General features: G+C 38.6%; 16 protein-coding genes. 4 read left to right on the forward strand and 12 right to left on the reverse strand.

Translation table 11 applies throughout. The features are described 5' to 3' along the window. The first annotated feature begins 74 nt into the window (after nucleotides 1-74). Complete coding sequence (locus QA584_RS26680; protein WP_278272135.1) at nucleotides 75-1,274, forward strand: IS110 family transposase; 1,200 nt, start codon at nucleotides 75-77, stop codon at nucleotides 1,272-1,274. 244 nt (nucleotides 1,275-1,518) lie between these two features. On the opposite strand, the gene QA584_RS26685 is transcribed toward QA584_RS26680, so the two are convergent. From QA584_RS26685 to QA584_RS26710, 6 genes are all read right to left on the reverse strand, one after another. After that, a complete protein-coding gene (locus tag QA584_RS26685) occupies nucleotides 1,519-1,935 on the reverse strand; it encodes a GNAT family N-acetyltransferase (RefSeq protein WP_278272136.1) in 417 nt (138 codons plus the stop codon). Between the two features lie 477 nt (nucleotides 1,936-2,412). After that, entirely contained in the window at nucleotides 2,413-3,780 is a 1,368-nt protein-coding gene (gene rlmD, locus QA584_RS26690) for a 23S rRNA (uracil(1939)-C(5))-methyltransferase RlmD (protein ID WP_278272137.1), read from the reverse strand. Between the two features lie 593 nt (nucleotides 3,781-4,373). Then, nucleotides 4,374-5,315, reverse strand: a complete 942-nt coding sequence (locus QA584_RS26695; RefSeq protein WP_278272138.1) for a 3'-5' exoribonuclease YhaM family protein — start codon at nucleotides 5,313-5,315, stop codon at nucleotides 4,374-4,376. Nucleotides 5,316-5,521: 206 nt separating this feature from the next. Further along, entirely contained in the window at nucleotides 5,522-7,852 is a 2,331-nt protein-coding gene (locus QA584_RS26700; RefSeq protein ID WP_278272139.1) for a M56 family metallopeptidase, read from the reverse strand. Beyond that, the gene (locus tag QA584_RS26705) at nucleotides 7,849-8,208 is read right to left on the reverse strand and encodes a BlaI/MecI/CopY family transcriptional regulator (protein ID WP_278272140.1); all 360 of its coding nucleotides are present in this window, start codon (nucleotides 8,206-8,208) and stop codon (nucleotides 7,849-7,851) included. Before QA584_RS26705 ends, QA584_RS26700 begins: the two co-directional genes overlap by 4 nt. 277 nt (nucleotides 8,209-8,485) lie before the next feature. Further along, nucleotides 8,486-9,886, reverse strand: a complete 1,401-nt coding sequence (locus tag QA584_RS26710; RefSeq protein WP_278272141.1) for a S1C family serine protease — start codon at nucleotides 9,884-9,886, stop codon at nucleotides 8,486-8,488. A gap of 293 nt (nucleotides 9,887-10,179) precedes the next feature. Between QA584_RS26710 and QA584_RS26715 the strand changes: the two genes are divergently transcribed. The 3 genes from QA584_RS26715 (at nucleotide 10,180) to QA584_RS26725 (ending at nucleotide 14,785) form a co-directional block, all read left to right on the forward strand. Next, complete coding sequence (locus tag QA584_RS26715; RefSeq protein WP_278272142.1) at nucleotides 10,180-12,561, forward strand: endonuclease MutS2; 2,382 nt, start codon at nucleotides 10,180-10,182, stop codon at nucleotides 12,559-12,561. 15 nt (nucleotides 12,562-12,576) lie between these two features. Then, nucleotides 12,577-13,302 carry a response regulator transcription factor gene (locus tag QA584_RS26720; RefSeq protein WP_278272143.1) on the forward strand — a complete coding sequence of 242 codons (726 nt, stop codon included), beginning with the start codon at nucleotides 12,577-12,579 and terminating at the stop codon, nucleotides 13,300-13,302. Between the two features lie 61 nt (nucleotides 13,303-13,363). Further along, on the forward strand, nucleotides 13,364-14,785 hold the full coding sequence (locus QA584_RS26725; protein ID WP_278272144.1) for a sensor histidine kinase: 1,422 nt from the start codon (nucleotides 13,364-13,366) through the stop codon (nucleotides 14,783-14,785). Nucleotides 14,786-15,130: 345 nt separating this feature from the next. Here QA584_RS26725 and QA584_RS26730 read toward each other — a convergent pair whose 3' ends face one another. From QA584_RS26730 to QA584_RS26755, 6 genes are all read right to left on the reverse strand, one after another. Further along, a complete protein-coding gene (locus QA584_RS26730) occupies nucleotides 15,131-15,313 on the reverse strand; it encodes a DUF6472 family protein (protein WP_278272145.1) in 183 nt (60 codons plus the stop codon). Nucleotides 15,314-15,650: 337 nt separating this feature from the next. Then, entirely contained in the window at nucleotides 15,651-16,151 is a 501-nt protein-coding gene (locus QA584_RS26735) for a tRNA (cytidine(34)-2'-O)-methyltransferase (protein WP_278272146.1), read from the reverse strand. A 349-nt stretch (nucleotides 16,152-16,500) separates the two neighbouring features. Beyond that, complete coding sequence (locus QA584_RS26740) at nucleotides 16,501-16,968, reverse strand: chemotaxis protein CheX (protein WP_278272147.1); 468 nt, start codon at nucleotides 16,966-16,968, stop codon at nucleotides 16,501-16,503. Nucleotides 16,969-17,084: 116 nt separating this feature from the next. Next, nucleotides 17,085-18,248 carry an aminotransferase class I/II-fold pyridoxal phosphate-dependent enzyme gene (locus QA584_RS26745; protein ID WP_278272148.1) on the reverse strand — a complete coding sequence of 388 codons (1,164 nt, stop codon included), beginning with the start codon at nucleotides 18,246-18,248 and terminating at the stop codon, nucleotides 17,085-17,087. Continuing rightward, nucleotides 18,245-18,727 (reverse strand): Lrp/AsnC family transcriptional regulator, encoded by a 483-nt coding sequence (locus QA584_RS26750; RefSeq protein ID WP_278272149.1) that lies wholly within the window; start codon nucleotides 18,725-18,727, stop codon nucleotides 18,245-18,247. The genes QA584_RS26745 and QA584_RS26750 overlap by 4 nt, the downstream gene beginning before the upstream one ends. A 488-nt stretch (nucleotides 18,728-19,215) precedes the next feature. Then, nucleotides 19,216-20,202: an AIR synthase family protein gene (locus QA584_RS26755; RefSeq protein ID WP_278272150.1), complete on the reverse strand. Its 987-nt coding sequence runs from the start codon at nucleotides 20,200-20,202 to the stop codon at nucleotides 19,216-19,218. Nucleotides 20,203-20,255: the final 53 nt, after the last annotated feature.

The following is a 20,255-nucleotide window of genomic DNA, read 5'->3' on the forward strand; positions in this document are numbered from 1 at the left end:
TTCGTGTAACAAACCAATGTGAATGTTAATAAGCAAGGATGGATGCCATTATCAAATACAAAAGGAGAACAATTATGGTTAGTATTGGTATTGATATTTCCAAAGGTAAAAGTACAGTTTGCTTTTTAAAACCATATGGTGAAGTGCTGCATAAACCTTTTGAAATACAGCACACCGAAAGCGGGCTCAATCATTTATTAGAACTCATTAGCTCTGTCAACGAAGATGCTAGAGTTGTCATGGAAGCAACCGGTTCATACCATGTTCCTGTACTTATGTATCTAAAAGAGCATGGAATCTTTGTTGCAGTAGTTAATCCATTAGTAATGAGCAAATATGTAAATCAATCAATAAGAAAAGGGAAAACTGATAAACTCGATAGTATTAAAATCGCAAATTATGGTCTGGATCATTGGTTTCACTTAATTGATTACAATCCAACTGCGACTATATATGAGGAACTAAAAGTTCTTAACAAGCAATATCTTAGTTATCTATCAATGCGAGTTCATGCAAAACAAACACTTACAAATATATTAGATCGTACAATGCCCGGTATTAAAACCCAACTTATGAATCGATCAGATGTCCCTGATCGAGACAAATTATGCGATTTTGTAAAGGAATACTGGCACTTTGATAATATTACCTGCATGACAGAACCACAGTTCATTATCAGTTACAATAATTGGGCTAAAACCAATAGATACCGAGTATCAACCGTGAAAGCAAAGATCTTATATACAATGGCGCAAGACAGTATACCTACACTGTCCTCAAGTATTTCATCGACAAAACTTCTAGTGTTAGAAGCTGTACACGTTTTACATATGATAGATACTACCCTTGTTCTGTTACTTTCGCAAATGCGAACTTTAACAAAATCCTTGAAAGAATACAAAACAGTTATGGCTATGCCAGGTGTAGGTGAAATTCTAGGTCCGCGAATCATTGCTGAAATCGGCGATGTAAGGCGTTTTCATAGTGCAAGTGCACTTGTGGCTTATGCAGGCCTAGATGCTCCTCCATTCCAATCCGGTTCCTATATGGCCGGGAAACGTAGCATATCTAAACGAGGATCTTCAACCTTGAGAAAAACAGGTTACGAAATAATGATGTATTTAAAAATAGCGAAGCCTAGCCAGGATAATGCTGTATATTTATTTATGCTAAAAAAGGAAAGCGAAGGTAAACCTTTACGAGTAGCCAAAATCGCTGCATTAAATAAATTTCTTCACATTTATTACGCGAGAGTAAAAGAAATTTATAATTAAATAATTGCACTGCCGTTTCTTTTTGCTAGCTTATGTATTTTAAGGTGGCTTTATTGTTATGTTCAAAATTAATCTCACTACTAAATAATATCGCTTTGTTAGATATATTTCTTGAATAATGACAAATGAAAAGGAGGGACATATCTCCTTTAATTCACAATCGTGAAATAAAGTGAATAATCACTCAACTTCGCTTAATGCTTATACTATTCCACACTCTAACTGTCGTGTCATAGTAAGAAACTTAAATCAAATCTTTAATCAAATAGTAATGTTTATTGTCTTGTGGGGCATTTTCAATAATGGCAATTATTTTATAACCATATTTTTGATAGAATTTAGGAGCTTGAAAACTGAATGTATTTAATTTGATGAATGTACATTTCTTTTCTCTTGCGATTTTCTCAGCTTCTTCAAGTAATCTTTTTCCAAAACCTTGTACACGATATTTATCGTGAACCCATAAAATATCAATCTCCATCCAGTTCCAACATACCGCACTATTTAGTCCTGCGATGATTTCCTCTTTATCATTCTTAATACATAAATTTACTTCCTCATAGCGACCATTTGGTGCGTGAATGGAATTAAATTCAATTAATTTGTGCCGTACGTAATTAGCATCTTCACTTCCACTTTGAAGTATATCCAAATTATTCATTTATGTCCTCCTGTATTTAGAATTGCATTGTCGCTATTCGTTGTATATCTCCTACACTGTATATAAATTAACGACAGTTACTATTAGTAAACTATAGCGTACCTTTTTCGTATTTGTTTGATATTTATATCTTTTTCTGACAGCTTTGTCTTGACTTTTATTAGCAGGATTATTGCTATAATCAACAGTTCAGTTTCTCATAATTTGCTCATCCAACTATCCATATATTACCACTTTTAATGACAAAATAAAATACATAGTTACATATTTAATCATTCATTCGAAAGAGGCTACAAATTACTTTCACCTAGATTTAAACAAACAATACTCTGTCCTCATGGTATAAAAAATCCCCTCATCTTCACTTACACTAAATGTAAGAAAAAATAAGAGGAAAAAAATACGTTGTATTAATCGATTTCACTATCTATTGTACGATTTCATTATTTATTGTTCAATTTCATTATTTATTGTATTTCAACAATTCACCCTTTGTAGACAACAGACTGTCTCAACATGGGTACTATGAGCAAACTGATCCACTGCCTGAACCTTCTCCACCTGATAACCCCTGTCACAAAGATACCTTAAATCCCTGGCCAGGGTTGCCGGATCACAGGATACATACACTACCCTTTTTGGCGCCATCTGTACAATGGTATTAAGGAGACTTTCCTCGCAGCCTTTTCTTGGCGGGTCAACAACAATTACCTCTGCATAGATATTGTCTTCTTTATATTTTAACGGAAGTACTTCTTCCGCTGCCCCTACAAAAAATTCTGCGTTTTTTATATGATTGATTTTTGCATTCTGCCTGGCATCTTCAATGGCCTCTGGAATAATCTCAACGCCGTATACCTGTCTGGCTTTTCCAGCTAAGAATAAAGATATGGTACCGATTCCGCAGTATAAATCCCAAACTACCTCGTCACCTTTTAAGTCTGCATAATTTAGGGCTGTCTCATATAAAACCTTCGTCTGCCCTGGATTGACCTGATAGAAGGAGAGCGGGGATATCTGATATTTAATCTCACCGATATAATCCGTTATAAAAGGTTGTCCCCACAGAGTAATCACCTTATCCCCAAGGATTACATTGGTCTTCACTTTATTGCTGTTTAGACTGATACTGGTCATTCCCGGTGTTAAAACAAGGCTTTCTATGAGCTTTTCCTTATAAGGCAGGTCGTCACCGTTAACAATAAGGCATACCATAATCTCACCGGTCACAAACCCGACTCTGGTCAAAATATGACGGACTAATCCTTCATGGCTTTCCTCGTCATAGGTACTTATCTGATATTCTTCCAGAAAAGTCCTGATCTTCTCGATGATTGTATCATTTACCTTTGCCTGAATTGCACAATGTGAAGTATCGATAATAGAATGAGTTCCACCTGCATAAAACCCAATTACCACTTTCCCCTCCTTATTTCTGCCAACAGGGAACTGTGCTTTATTACGGTAATAAAAGGGCTCTTCCATTCCGATAATAGGCTCTAGTCTAATATCCTCCTTAAACCCTCCAATTCGTTCCAAACAATTCTTAACCTTATTCTGTTTGTACGCAAGCTGTCTTTCATAGGATAAGTGCTGAAGACTGCAGCCACCGCATTTTCCTGCAACCTCACATAAAGGATTAACACGATAAGCAGAGGGCTGTAAAACCTCTAGGAGCCTGGCATATCCGTAGTTTTTCTTGGGCTTCATTACCTTTACCCTTACCTGGTCACCGGGCAAAGCATTCTTTACAAATAAGGTATAGCCCTGATATTTGCCGATACCCTCTCCATCAGAACCAATATCCTCTATATCAATTATTACTTCATCATTCTTATTTAACATCGCGCACTCTCTTTCCATCCCTTCGGATGACTGCTTTGCAAAACTTAAAACAAACCACCGCAAAATTCTTATGCAGTATATGCCTTCAAACAAATACTAAGTCTGGGAATTTTGCGGCGGTCTCTTATGTTTCATTCTAGTATTAAGGATATCTTTTTGTATATCCAGATATCTTTTTGCGTATCCAGATATCTCTTTTTGTGTATCCAGATATCTTTTTGTGTATCTAGATTTCTTTTTCTTGTATCCAGATATCTTTTTGCGTATCCAGATATCTTTTTCGTGTATCCAGATATCTTTTCATGTATCCAGATATCTTTTTCGTGTAATCCAGACATCTTTTCATGTACCCAGATATGTTTTTCGTGTATTCAGATATCTTTTTGTGTACCCAGATACCTTTTTCGTGTAATCCAGATATCCTATCTATAACTTACCTCTTTAGCCTCTATCTATACTCTGTGACCTCTCACAGCATACTTCATAGTCTCTTTATCCATAACCTATACGGACCTTTACCACGTACCCCTACAGCCTCATATATCGTACATTATGTGACCTCACATATCCTGATATCCTGAATCAATAGAGTATTAGATCGTAGTCCTTCTGATATTGGATTCAAACAAACGGCTTAACCCTAACCAGGTCATCTTCTCATCTCCGCCATTTAATATCTCCGTCATGGTCTGTAATTTGGCATCGGTATTATCTGCAAAATTAAGGGCCAAGGCTTCAATAATAGCCGGTTTCTTTGGGGAACCGTATTCCAGCTCTCCGTGATGGGCTAAAATACAGTGCTTTAACTCAGAGCCCAGCTGGGTCGGAAAGTTTGGTATGGTCTTCATTCTGGCACTGATTATCTCCGTACCGATGTAGATATGTCCTAAAAGCTGACCTTCATCGGTATAATCATTCTCAGGGAAAGAGGATAATTCCTCCATCTTGCCAATATCATGGAAAATGGCTGCCGCAATCAACAGGTCGCGATTAATTAAAGGATAATTCTTAGCATAGTAGTCACAAAGTTTTACTACACTTAACGTATGTTCTAATAATCCCCCTACAAATCCATGATGTACGCTTTTGGCTGCGGAATGTTTCTTAAAGTTTGCAGCAAAGGTTTTATCATCCGCAAAAAAGCTTTCCAAAAGCTTTCTTAGCTGAGGCTGCTCCACAGAGCTTATAAACTTAAGTATTTCACTGTACATTAAGTCTATGTTCTTGTCCGTAGTAGGTACGAAATCCGTGGGGTCATATTCCCCTTCCTGACTCCTTCTTACCCGTTTTACATTCAATTGTAGGGTCCCTTGAAAACTAATCACCTGACCGTCAACCCGGATATATTCCATTGCTTCAAAATGGTCTATACCAGCAGACAGTTCCCAGATCTTAGCGTCTAATGTACCTGATTTATCCTGTAATAGTAGAGAATAATAATTCTTACCCGCTTTTGTTTTTAATGTCTGTTTCGTTTTGCAGAGATAGGTTTCTGAAACCATTTCTCCGTCCCTAAGTTCTCCAATATATCTCATTCAGATACCCGGCCTTTCTAACTCTCATTTTCCTTTTAATATAACTTTAGTAATAACCCATTTATATGCACCGGATTTTCCATCGTCCCATACATTATACCTTAGGAGACTGCTGTTTTCAACCTACTTTCGCTCAAAAAAGGAAAAAGGGTTACATATTCAAAAATTATTGCCTGACAGAGAATTAGAATTATATTTTGCTACAGTCAATGACCAAACCCTTCTATTTTCCATCCTGTTTGAGGAGACTCATAAACCATACTGCAATCCCATGACTGCTCACCGCTTCCCAGGGTCACTTCTTCTTTATACTGAAGATTTACATACACTCTATATGTTCTGGAATTTTTACCGCTTTCTTTGATGAGTTTGGTTTCCATAAGTTTTGAGGATTTTAAGTTATCAAAGTTAGATTTGGCTCCTGAATCAGCGTCCGTTAATGGAAGACTTAACCCTTCGTTAAATAATTCCTCATTTGGCATATTAACTGTTAGATTTTCAAGAAAGGTCTTTCTTGAGATACAGTATTTCGCGCGCTTCGCATCTTTCTGATCCAGTGCTGTAAAATATTCCTCAATCACCTGTTCAGGTCCTAATTCAGCCAGTCTTTCTTCCTCACGATCCGCCTTAACTTTATCCCCAAGCCATTCCAGAAGGGTTTTGTCAACCACACGTTCAAAGCTGTTACCTTTTAGACTGCAAGCATTAAAAGCACTGTGCCGCCCGGCACTGATGAATGCACCGATTATTTTGCCGTCTTTTTTTACTACAATTCCTCTGCAATCTAAGATCGGATAAAATTCCTGGGGCATGCTCTCATGAATCCGATAAATTCTGACATCAAGCTCTGTACTGCCAGCGTATGGACTTAAATCTAACCCGATATCTTTTGAAAGCTCGTTGTTATAGGCGAAATAATATGGATTGGGGTTAAATTCGGACAAAGCGCTGATGTCACCTAACTTATTTTCTCTCTCGCTAATCTGATAATCCAATGTCCAGCCATACTTCTTAAAAAGAGCCGAATCTGCTTCATCTATCATAAAGGTTATGGTTGTATTTTCAAAAAATGAATTAATATAGCGGGCAAAATCGGTTCCAATTTCATACAAACCTCCATCTTTTTTAAGGTAAGCTTTATTATAAAGGGTATCATAATAAAGTTTACAGCTATATCCGCCGGTATTACCTGATACTTTTATTGTATATTGATTTGTATGATTGTTTTCTAAATCAATGTTTTGTTTCGAGATCATACTGGTTCTAATTGCTGAATCCATGTAGGCTATTGCCTGAGTATCGGAGACTTCAAATTCCTTTGATTGATATCCTTGATATTCAGACAGCAAGGATATTTTTATACTATTATACTCTGTGGTGTACACCGTTTCTGACGCTTTTTCAGGCGCAGACGAGGATGCCTCTCGTTGATTCGGCGTGATTTTAGAAGCATTCGGGTCGTATTTATTGTTATTACCTGAGGTATTATAGGAAGCAGGCATCTTATTAGGTATCTTAACTGTTTGCTTACTGACTATAAGTGAAAGACTCACCACCAGAACAATTATAACTGCCGTCATGCTTACCCAAAATCCAGGTTTCTTATACTTTAATATATTTTTTACTCTTCCCTTTACTCCTGTTTCCCCAAATGCAAGAGTACCAGGAAGTCCGCTTCTATTGATTGCCAGTGCCAGCAAGGAACTGGCATAGTCCCCCCGGATATCAATAGTATAATGTTTCATAACGCTCTCATCTGCCGATAATTCCATATCCTTTACCATAAGCAGGTAGGAACACCACGCCAGAGGATTAAACCAATGTATGGCAGTAATCATAAAAGCCAGGGGCTTTATCAGATAGTCCAGGCGTCTAATGTGTGCATTTTCGTGAGCGGTCACAAATTCCAGCTCATGGGCGCTAAGTCCCGTTGGTACGTATATTTTTGTATGTAAGAAGCCAAGTACAAAGGGTGTTTTTATAAATTCAGTTTCAAAGATATTATCCTTCACACGAATCCCGGTCATAACCCTTCTTTTTAAACGCAGATAGCCGATAATCCCATATAAGATAAGTGCAGTAACTCCCAACATCCATAAATATGCCCCTGCTTTTAGTACCGTTCTCACAAGATGGGTGCTTTGGGACTGACTAGTGCCTTCTGCTGGATTGATGCCTTCTTCCTGGCTGTTACTTTCTGCCTGGCTGGTGCTTGGATTGGTACCTGATATTGTACTTCCCGCTGAGTTTTTCAGGACATTATTTACAGTATGGTCTACCATAGATACTCCACTTTGTATGGAGGGACTCTCAGAATATATCAGGTCATGGGATATGGTATGTGGTTGAATAGGGATGATACTTGCAGACATTGGTATCGTAAACGGACAAATCAACCGAAAAAATACCACGGTCCATAAGATATAGGAATATAGTTTAGGTGTTTTTTTTAAGAACAACCGAATTATCATGACAATCAAGGCAGCAAAACTAGCATTAATACTCAGGTTCAGGATACTGATAAATAAACTGCTCATTTCGTTGCCTCCTCTATCATTTTTTTAATTTGTCCGGCTTCTTCCTGAGTAAGTTTCTTATCCTGTAAAAATGCGGTTATAAAACTGGGCAGCGAGTTATCAAAAGCCTTTTCAAGAATCTGTTCACTCTCATATTTTTGAACTTGAATACGTTTTACTAGTGACGTTACCACGGCATTTTCGTTTTTTAACATTCCACGCTCGGACAACCGCTTAATCACGGAATAGGTAGTAGATTTCTTCCACCCGAATCCACTTTGGCATAACTTGACAAGCTCCGTGGAGTTGATTGGTTCCTTCTCCCAGACAATACACATGAAGCGGTATTCGGCATCGAATATTTTTAAATTTTCCATTTTGATTTCCTCCCGCGTAGTCTAATGTATTAGACCTTGTGTTTAGTCTAATCCATTAGACCTTTCTTTGTCAAGAAGGAACATTTGTTTTCATTATAGTTAACCTTACCATGGTTTCTGATTTCTAAAACCTCTCATGATATACTCTTATAGAACTCAACTTAGTTTAATATATTCGTTTTATAGTTTCATCCCAAAAAACGCCCCATCCCGCAAATACATTCTGGGAATGAGGCATTTTGTTATTAATATTCAGTTTTTTACCAGTTCCTTCTATCTATTTTTTGCCGTCCTTTTTCCCTAGGACAACGGATAATTCCATATCCAGCGAAGAGTTCTTAACATTCCGCTTGATCTTAACCTTCATGGTGGTTTTTGGTTCGCTTTCTGCAATGAGGTTGTTAAAGGTCTTGACCGTGATAATTTCAGTATCATTGACTGATACGATAATATCTCCGTTTTGAAGTCCTGCATTTAAAGCCGGTGAATCGGTTTCCACCTCTGTGACAAAAATTCCATGGGTGATACCGGACTGCTCAAGGGCCGTCTGGGTCATATCGACTCCTTTGATACCAAAATAACTCCGTTCTTCATTGTTTACCAGGCTCTTAATAATATCTTTTAACTGGGTAATACCAATGACCGTATTCACATTCTGGTTATATTCATCCTTTAGCTTCTGGGTGATGATTCCAATTATCTCACCTTTTAAATTCACAATCACCCCGTCGCTGTGTTCATTATCTGCTATATCTGTATTAAATAAATCTATCTTATTATCCGTTATATAAGCACTGGAACTTTTACTGGTAATCATGCCGTATTCCATGGAGTTAACGTATCCGTTGGGACTTCCAAGGGCAAGGATTAGAGTACCCGTTGTAAGAGGATAGGATTCCCCCAGATTGGCAGGTTTTATATTATTCAGTACAGCCTCAGGTATATCCTTAAGACTTACTGCTATCACTGCAAGATTTAAATCGTTATCATAACTTAGCAGCTTTGCTTTCACGCTCAATGAATCGGTGAGGGTCACCTGGATATGCTTGGCATCCTGGACTCTGTCATAGCTGACAAGGATTAATAAGTCCGCGCCGTTATTGGCTACAACAAGACCTGAGGATACTTTATCCGCCTCATATTCTTTCTCAAGTAAAGGGTCTACTCCGCTGCTTATACTGGTTATATTAAGAATTGATTTGTCCGCTTCTCCGGCTATGTTTCTGAGTTCCGTATACATATTCGTTAAATCCTTGATATCGCCTGTAATATATTTTTCAATTATAACCGTATCCGGTTTTGTATCTATCTCATCCTCCGTTTTACCGTCTTTGCCGGTATTATTAACTCCCGTATTCGGATTGGAAGTACCTCCTTGGCTGTTCTGATTTACACCTGAGGGTATTGGTGTGGTACCAGGACTTAACGTATTATCTTGTGGTGTAGTTGTCGGAAATTCCACCATTTTTTTGTCCTGATATTTTCCTAATATCTTACTGATTGCAGGTTCGGATATACAAAATGCAACTCCGGCTACGATGCCAAAAATACATGCAAGTATTATCGTCCACGTTACGGAGTAGAACATTCTTCTGAATTTAAACTTCTTTTTGGATGCTATCTGCTCCTGTATAAAAGAGTATCCTTTCTCATCCTTACTGTTGTTATCATTTGACATCTCTTTTCTCCTTTAGGACAATCCGTATGCTTATTTTATCATGGACATATGAACATTATATGAATGATTTGTAAACAAAAGGGTATTTCCATATGTATTTTCAAATTATAGTTTTATTTTTCATGAAAATAAGGTAAAATAGTGAATTAGGGAATCACCTTAAGATCAGCAAATTCTACAAACCAACGATTAAGAAACCAATAATAAGCCCTTATTGTTAAAACAGTTTCTGATAAGATATATTATATACTATTATCAAAAATTGGCAATAGATTTCATGTGGAGGAAACCTTATGAATGAAAAAGCTTTAAAAAAATTAGAATATAACAAAATTATAGATAAATTAACTGCTCTGGCAGGTTCCGGTCTTGGAAAGGAACTATGTGCCTCTCTTTTACCAAGTAATGATTTATTTGAAATCAGAGCCAGACAAAAAGAGACTTCCGATGCCTTATCCCGTATCTTTAAAAAAGGCAGCCTTGGGTTTTACGGGCTTCATGATATCAGAGGTTCCTTAAAAAGACTGGAGGTCGGTTCTACCTTAGGTGCCGGAGAGCTTTTGCATATCAGTTCGGTCCTGGATGCCACTTTAAGGGTGAAAGCTTATGGTGCCAGGGATAACGAAGAACATGCAGGAGATTCTTTAGATGAGATGTTTACCTCCTTAGAACCGTTATCACCTCTTAACAACGAAATAAAACGCTGTATCATCAGTGAAGAGGAAATCGCTGACGATGCCAGCCCTGCCTTAAAGAGTATTCGCCGTTCCATGAAAGTTACCAATGACAAGATTCATGAACAGCTTAATTCCATGGTTAATTCCTCTTCCACCAGAACCATGCTCCAGGAGAATATTATTACCATGCGAAACGGCAGGTACTGCATTCCCATTAAACAGGAATACAGAGGACAGGTTCCCGGCATGATTCATGACCAGTCCTCCTCCGGCTCCACTTTATTTGTAGAGCCTATGGCAGTGGTAAAGCTAAATAATGATTTAAAAGAACTTGAAATAAAAGAACAGGAAGAAATCGAAAAAATCCTTGCCGATTTAAGCAATCAGGCAGGTTTTGAAGCGGAAAAGCTGGATACGAATGTAAAAGTCATCTCTCAGCTTGATTTTATCTTTGCAAGAGCTGCCCTTTCCAAGCAGATGAAAGGGTCCGAACCGATTTTTAATGACAAGTTCATTATTAATATCAAAAAAGGCAGACATCCTTTGATTGACCCAAAGAAAGTAGTGCCTATTGATATCAATCTTGGAAAAGATTTTACCCTCTTGGTAATTACAGGACCGAATACCGGCGGTAAAACCGTTTCCTTAAAAACGGTAGGTTTGTTTACTCTCCTGGGGCAGGCTGGTCTTCACATACCGGCTTTTGATGGCTCTGAACTGGCAGTCTTTGAAGAAGTTTATGCGGATATCGGCGATGAACAGAGTATTGAGCAGAGCTTAAGTACTTTCTCCTCTCATATGACCAACACCGTATCCATACTGGAACAGGCTAATTATAAATCCCTGGTGCTCTTTGACGAATTAGGGGCCGGAACCGATCCTACAGAAGGTGCCGCACTGGCTATGGCTATCCTCTCGAATCTACATAAGAGAAAGGTCTGTACCATGGCAACTACCCACTACAGCGAGTTAAAGGTTTATGCCCTCTCAACAGAAGGCGTCTGCAATGCCTGCTGTGAATTTGATGTGGAGACCCTGCGTCCGACTTACCGCCTCTTAATCGGTATTCCAGGCAAAAGTAACGCCTTTGCAATCTCCTCTAAATTAGGTCTGCCCGGTTCTATCATAGAGGACGCTAAAAATCTCATCGGAGTTCAGGATAAGAGCTTTGAAGACTTGCTAAGCGACCTGGAGAAAAACCGTGTTGCTCTTGAGAACGAACAGCTGGAAATCAGCAAGACCAGGCAGGAAATTGACGAACTCCGCCGCCGTCTGGAACAAAAGAATGAAAAGTTAGATAGTTCCAGAGAAAAGCTTATGGCAGAAGCAAAAGAAGAAGCCATGCGAATCCTATCTGAGGCGAAAGACTACGCCGACCGCACCATTAAAAACTTTAATAAGTGGAGTGAACAAGGCGGCATCAGCAGGGAGATGGAAAGCGAGAGAAGTGCTTTAAGAGAGAAATTAACCCAGGCACAGTCCGGTCTTTCCTTAAAGAATAATAAAAAGGCAAAGAAACCTGCCAAAGCGGGCGAATTTAAATTAGGCGATGCCGTTAATGTATTAAGCCTTGGCCTAAAAGGCACCGTAAGCAGTCTGCCGAACGCAAAAGGAGATTTATTTGTACAGATGGGTATCTTAAGGTCCCAGGTCAATATCAGCGATTTAGAGCTGATTGATGAGCCGGTGATTACCGGACCTAATATAAACCGTACCGGCAGCGGCAAAATTAAAATGTCCAAAACGGCAACCATTAGTACCGAAGTTAATTTAATTGGAAAAACGGTAGATGAAGCGCTTTCTGTCCTAGATAAATATTTAGATGACGCTTACCTCTCCCACCTTCCCCAGGTTACTGTGATTCATGGCCGGGGTACAGGCGCTTTAAAGAATGCCGTCCATTCCCACTTAAAACGGACCAAGTACGTGAAATCCTACCGGGAAGGTGCTTTCGGCGAAGGTGGACAGGGAGTTACCATTGTGGAGTTCAACCAATAATAAAAAGGAGGATTTATGGCTACAAAACAAAAAATTCTAATCGTTGATGATGATGTAAATATAGCCGGATTGATTTCCCTTTATCTGACCAAGGAATGTTTTGATACCCTTATGGTTCATGACGGAGAGGAAGCAATTCAAAACTTTGCTACGTACCAGCCCAATCTGATTTTGCTAGATTTAATGCTTCCAGGGATTGACGGCTATGAAGTATGCAGAGAAATCCGTAAAACCTCCTCTGTCCCAATAATTATGTTATCTGCTAAGGGCGAAATCTTTGATAAGGTATTAGGATTGGAATTAGGTGCTGATGATTATATCATCAAGCCCTTTGATTCCAAAGAATTAGTTGCCAGGGTGAAAGCGGTATTAAGGCGGTTTCATCCGGCGGTTACCCAGGCGGTCGAACCGTCTTTATCTACTGCGCCGGAACAGACCGGAGATTTCGTATCTTATCCGGATCTTATCATAAATCAGTCCAATTATTCCGTTCTATACTATGGCAGCACCATAGAGATGCCTCCGAAAGAACTGGAATTGTTTTATTTCCTGGCTTCCCATCCAAACCAGGTATTTACAAGGGAACAGCTCTTAGACCATATCTGGGGATATGAATATATCGGTGATACCAGAACTGTGGATGTGCATATTAAAAGGCTTCGTGAAAAGATCAAAGACCATACCTCCTGGAGTCTGTCAACGGTATGGGGCATCGGATATAAATTCGAAGTGAAAAAGTGATGGATTCTTATCAAAAAGATTCTCATCAAAAAACAGGTTATTACCAGCAGATGGAGGCAGTATGAAACGGAGTTTATGGCTTAAGTTATTGGTTTGTTACATCTTTTCGGCAGTGTTTATGTTTATACTGCTTAATACATATGCAGCAAATCGCTATGAGAACAAGTTAATCGATGATAAAAAGTCTTTATTATATAACGAAGCTGCTTCCATTTCCTCTGATTATATGACCAGTTTCTATAATGAGGAACTCTCCCTGCCTTATCTGACCACCCAGATTAAAACCATCGGCTCCATGTTAAATGCCCGTATCTGGATTGTGAATACCGACGGTCTGGTCATCTCAGATACAAAGCCAGATCCTGACAGGGAGGAACCCATTAATGTATTGTCTATTGACCCGGATTTTCTTGATGTGACCTTTCACAACCGTATGGTGATGAAGGGAATTCTATCAGAACCCATGATAAGTGTAGTATATCGGGTAATCTATAAATATAAGGTTCAGGGTTATATCGTTATACACTCCTCTCTTAGAGCAATCGAACAGGAATGTACCCATGTTATCGACATCATTAATATATGCTTTATTATCTTCTTAGGGTTTCTATTCCTGATTTTTGCCTATGTTTATTATATCACCATAATACCTTTGGGGAAGCTAAACAAAGCAGCCTCCGAATACACGAAGGGCAATTATTCCTATGTCCTTAAGATGAAGCGTCAGGACGAGTATGGAAGTCTTGCGAATTCCATTTCCTATATGGCCGGTGAAATAAACAATCTGGACGATTATCAGAAGAAATTTGTAGCCAATATCTCCCATGATTTCCGATCACCCTTAACATCCATAAAAGGTTATGCAGAAGCAATGCAAGACGGCACGATTCCCTATGAAATGAAAGACAAGTATCTGGGTATCATACTCTTTGAGACAGAACGCTTAAACAAGCTGACCACCAGCCTGTTAGCTTTAAACAGCTTTGAAAATCATGGAACGATTCTGGATATCGTGTCCTTTGATATTAATCATATCATTAAAAAGACCGCAGAAAGTTTTGAAGGTGCCTGCACCCAGAAAAAGATTACGTTAAATCTTATCTTTTCCTCCAAGGAGACTTTGGTGGATGCCGATATGGATAAAATACAGCAGGTGCTATATAACCTCCTGGATAATGCCATAAAATTCAGCCATCACAACTCTACGATTAAAATATCCTCTGTAGAAAAAGGTGATAAGGTATTTATATCTATAAAAGACAGTGGAATCGGTATTCCAAAAGACAGTATAAAGAAAATCTGGGAACGCTTTTACAAAACCGACGCTTCCAGAGGGAAAGATAAAAAAGGTACCGGGCTGGGACTTTCCATTACAAAAGAAATCATTACAGCCCATAATGAAAATATTAATGTAATCAGTACAGAAGGTGTCGGAACAGAGTTTATTTTTACCCTGCCAAGAACAGAAGGGTTCCTGTTATAAATAAACTGATATAAACAGTTTTAGTAAAAACCTCATCAGATATAAGCCGTTTAAATAAAAGACCATATCAGATATAAGCCGTTTATATAAAATCCCATACAGATATAGGTCGTTTATATAAAAGCCACATCAAATATAGGCCGTTTATATAAAAGCCACATCAAATATAGGCCGTTTATATAAAAGCCCACATCAGATATAGGCCGTTTATATAAGAGCCCCATATCTGTATAAACCGTTTATATATAAAACCCACATCTGGTTATACCTCTTCAATAAGCCCATCTTAGGTTATAAATTGTTGTATATAAGCTCGTATCTGGCTGTAAACAGATATGAATAGACTCACATCTGTTTTTTTACGATTTTGTACTCGTCATATATTTTATAATGGGGACAGTTCGTATAGGAATTACTTAAGAATCTTCCCATTTCATCTTCATCCAGATAAATGTCACAAACATAGCAATTATACGCTTCATCATAACTATAATTGCTGCAATAATCACAATTCGTTTTTTCTTTCATATTAGCTCCCACTGCATGCAGCATCTGCTTGCTGATGCTGCACTGCCTCTAATCAGGGTGTGAAATTGGTTTTATTTCACACCAGCTCCCACTGCATACAGCTTCTGCTTGCTGATGCTGCACTGCCTCTAATCAGGGTGTGAAATTGGTTTTATTTCACACCAGCTCCCACTGCATGCAGCTTCTGCTTGCTGATGCTGCACTGCCTCTAATCAGGGTGTAAAATTGGTTTTATTTCACACTAGCTCCCACTGCATGCAGCTTCTGCTTACTGATGCTGCACCGCCTCTAATCAGGGTGTGAAATTGGTTTATTTCACATTAAATTCAACAACTCTTTACACTATTTCATCCCAAGTATGGCGGTGAAGCTGACCGGTTCTCTTCATACCTGAGAAATTATTCTGTCTAAGGGCTTCGTAAAGTACGATCGCTACTGAATTAGCTAGATTAAGGGAACGGATATCCCCAATCATGGGGATACGGACGGATGTTTCTTTATTCTTTAAAAGAATTTCCTCCGGAATCCCGGCACTCTCCTTACCAAACATAATAAAGCAATCCGGTTCATATTCTGCTTCTGAATAGACTTTTAAAGCCTTAGTGGTTGCCATATATATCTTTGCACCTGGATTTCTGGTAAGAAAATCTTCAAAATTCTTATAAACTGTAACATCAAGATCCTTCCAATAATCAAGTCCAGCCCGTTTTATTTCTTTTTCATCCAGCCGAAAACCTAAAGGTTCTATTAAATGTAACCTGGTTCCAGTCGCTACGCAGGTTCTTCCTATATTTCCCGTATTAGACGGTATTTCCGGTTCGAATAATACAATATTCATATTTACACCCATTGCACTGCCACATAAAAATAGATTGAAAGAATCGTATTGTGGCAGCTTTTCAATTCTTATATTTTCTTTCAACCCTACACCACGCGTATCGCAAGTTATCTTGAGATACTGTCACTATTAAAACGGGGTTGAAAGAATTGTGTTTTCAGTATTCTTTTCATACTTAAATATTCCTTCAACCTTTTCACTACATCCAATTTATGTACAATCCGGCAAAAAATTTAGTTACAACGCGAAACATGCCATGTCTGCATGTCCCTGGTTTATCACCAGACGTTGTAACTTATAAAATCTCGAAATACTCCGCTATTTATATAATTGGTTAAATTATGTATAATTATTCTTTCATTGCCACATTAATTTCGATGACCTTCGTATCGTCATAAATTAATGGTATGCATATATTCTGGGAATAGTTATTGGTAAATGTAACATTACCGCTGCACAGTGTGGGTGGTGTTATATCGATACCTACCCCTTTTGTTGAAAATATGGTTGCGGTATTTCCCATTATCATATTTCCCAATTCACAAACGGCACTGGTAGATAATTCATCTAATTGTGTTACCGGCATCATTATCATTTTTGATGCGATATCGCATGCTACCGCATCAGGAAAAGCTATCATCGCCTGACCGCGTATTTCACCTGTTATCCCAATCATTATGACTAAGGTATTGCCTGTGAAATCAGTGTTTTTTACATATGGTTTTCCGATTTTTACATCTACAAAGCACATATCCTTCAGTATCTTCGTAGCAGCTATCAAAAAGGGATTAATGTGCTCTGCATTCAATCCTGCCATAATTTTTCCTCCTAAGTAACCTCGTCTATTAAATATTAACTCCTAAGTGATGTTAATTCGATTTTAACACATTTTCGACAAAATATACAACAATAATTATAAATTTAACAAACAAATTACCTTTTTGTTTTTTTTACAAAACGTTCCATTCGTTCGATTGCAATCTTTAAATTTTCTATGGAATATGCATAGGATATTCTTAAGAAGCCTTCTCCGCAGTTTCCAAAGGCCGTACCGGGTACAACAGCAACTTTTTCCTCCCTTAAAAGGGCTGTCGCAAATTCATCCGAGGTCATTCCTAAGTTTTTAATACAGGGAAAGACATAAAATGCCCCGTAAGGCTCAAAACACTCCAAACCCATTTCCCGAAGGGCATGAACTAAGTATCTCCTTCTCTGGTCGTAGGCATCCCTCATCATTTCCACATCGGGATCACCATTTCTTAACGCTTCAATTGCCGCATACTGACTGGTGGTAGGTGCGCACATAATGGCAAACTGATGAATCTTTACCATCTGTTCAATGATTTCTTTTGGTCCGACAGCATAACCGAGTCTCCAGCCCGTCATAGCATAAGATTTGGAAAAGCCGTTAATCAGAATGGTTCTATCTTTCATGCCGTCAAGCTCGGCAATGGATACATGTTTTCTGCCATAGGTAAGTTCAGAATAGATTTCATCAGAAATCACAAATATGTCCTTTTCCTCCACAATCTTTGCTATATCAGCCAGATCATCATACTCCATAATAGCACCGGTTGGATTGTTGGGAAATGGCATAATAAGTACTTTCGTTTTATCAGTTATAGCATCTAATACTTCCTCTTTCGTAAGCCGGAACTGGTTTTCTGCTTTTAACTCTATAATTACCGGTTTACCGCCGGCCAGGGTGACACAGGGTAAATAGGATACATAACTTGGCTGAGGGATTAAGACTTCATCTCCTGGATCTAACATGGCACGAAGGGCAATATCAATAGCTTCACTGCCGCCGATTGTTACTATGGTTTCATGATCCGGGTCATAGATCAGATTAATTCTTCGTTTCAAATAACTACAGATTTCTAATTTCAATTCTTTTAATCCGGCATTGGAGGTATAAAAAGTCCTTCCTTTTTCCAAGGAGTAAATGCCTTCCTCCCTGATATGCCAGGGGGTATCAAAGTCAGGTTCGCCCACACCTAAAGAAATCGCATCCTTCATTTCACTTACAATATCAAAGAATTTTCTTATTCCGGACGGCTGTATATCCACTACTACTTTTGATAATGGGTTTCTCACGGTGTAATCAGCATCCTTTCATCGTTGGATTCATGTACTAAAGGCAGACCATGTTCTTTATATTTTTTTAGCACAAAATGAGTTGCAGTACTAAGAACTGCTTCCATAGGCGCTAACTTACTGGATACGAAATTGGCCACTTCCTTCATGCTCTTTCCTTCTATAATAACAGTTAAATCGAAGCCGCCGGACATCAGATATACGGATTCCACTTCATCAAACTTATAGATTCTTTCTGCAATCTTATCAAAGCCCTGTCCCCGCTGAGGTGTTACCTTCACTTCAATTAACGCAGTTACTTTTTCACTCTCTGTTTTATCCCAGTTAATAAGGGTTGGATAACCGCAGATAATGGTTTCAGCTTCAAGATCTTTGATTGTTGCAGCTACCTCGTCTTCTGTGCTGCCTAACATGGCCGCCAGGTCCTTCGCTGTTAATTTGCTGTTCTTATCAATGGCAGATAAAATTTTCTCTCTCATTTTTGTCAATCCTTTCTATGTTTTGGTTCATATATGAATTAATAAATTATATTATCTTCGATATAAATTTATTGTTGGAAGTATTCTATAAATTGTAATTCTTCCAATTGGGAAAATACATATTAAAAATTGCCCATCTGTGGATGTATATGCTTGATAGGTTTTCTTAACCTGTCTATAGGTTCTCGCAACCTGTCTATAGGTTTTCTCACCTGCCTGTAGGTTCTCTCAACCTGCCTGTAGGTTCTCGCAACCTGTCTATAGGTTCTCTCACCTGCCTGTTGGTTCTCTCAACCTGCCTGTAGGTTCCCTCAACCTGCCTGTTGGTTCTCTCAACCTGCCTGTTGGTTCTCAACCTGCCTGTAGGTTCTCTCAACCTGCCTGTAAGTTCTCTCACCTGCCTGTAAGTTCTCTCACCTGCCTGTTGGTTCTCTCAACCTGCCTGTAAGTTCTCTCACCTACCTGTTGGTTATTAATTACATCTTGCCCTACATATTAACCTTATATAATTCATCGCTTTTAGGCGGTGCCAGAAAGCGCTTTTCCTCTTCATTTATGACTACTCTGTCATTACCTGCCATAATACGTCCGATTACTGCTGCAGGTATTTTATTTTTATTAAGAGCCTCCACCAGTTCGTTGGCTTTATCCGTAACCATCAGCATAACTCCGCTGGATATAAGCTGATAGGGATTTAAATCATAAAACTCGCATAATTCGATGGTTTCCTGTCTAATAGGAATTTTTTTTAGATCGACCAAAAGTCCTACTCCTGAGGCTTCCCCCAATTCCCACAAAGCTCCGAATATTCCGCCTTCCGTCACATCATGCATTGAGGTTACGGAAAGCTCTCTTGCTATCTTTGCTTCGGGTACTACAGATATATTCTGAAGGAAATTTTTTGCTCCCGTTATAAAATCTCTGGTATATTTACTTAACAATTCAGTTTCCTTACATTTTGCTATGATTGCAGTTCCTTCTAACCCTGCCCATTTCGTCATTACTATTTCCTGGCCTGGTTTTACACCTGCTGTTTTGATCATGGATTTCTTAGGCATTTTACCAACACCGGTAACGGTTATGATAGGCTGGTTCACGGCTTTCGTTATCTCCGTATGACCGCCCATAATTTCGATATTCAGACTTGCACACACGGCTTCGATCTCTTTCATCATATCCTTTAAGTCAGATTCCCTGCTGCCCTCCGGTAATAAAACTGTAAGCATAATACCTATAATCTCCGCTCCATTAGAGGATATGTCATTGGCTGTTATATGTACTGCCAGTGTTCCGATATCTTCGGTTGTACCGGTAATGGGATCGGTAGAGATAACAAAAACCTCATCCTCTGTAAGTTCCAATACGCTGCAGTCTTCCCCAACTCCCGGACCCACTAATACTTCCTGCCTTCTATGTTTGATTTGTTTTAAAATAGACCTTTTTAAAACTGTCTCCGATACTTTTCCAATGTTCATACTGCCTCCTAATTACTGGTAAATCTATAGTTAAATAGCAAAGCAGATATAAT

The organism is Anaerocolumna sp. AGMB13025 (genome assembly GCF_029689925.1).
Lineage (GTDB): Bacteria > Bacillota > Clostridia > Lachnospirales > Lachnospiraceae > Anaerocolumna.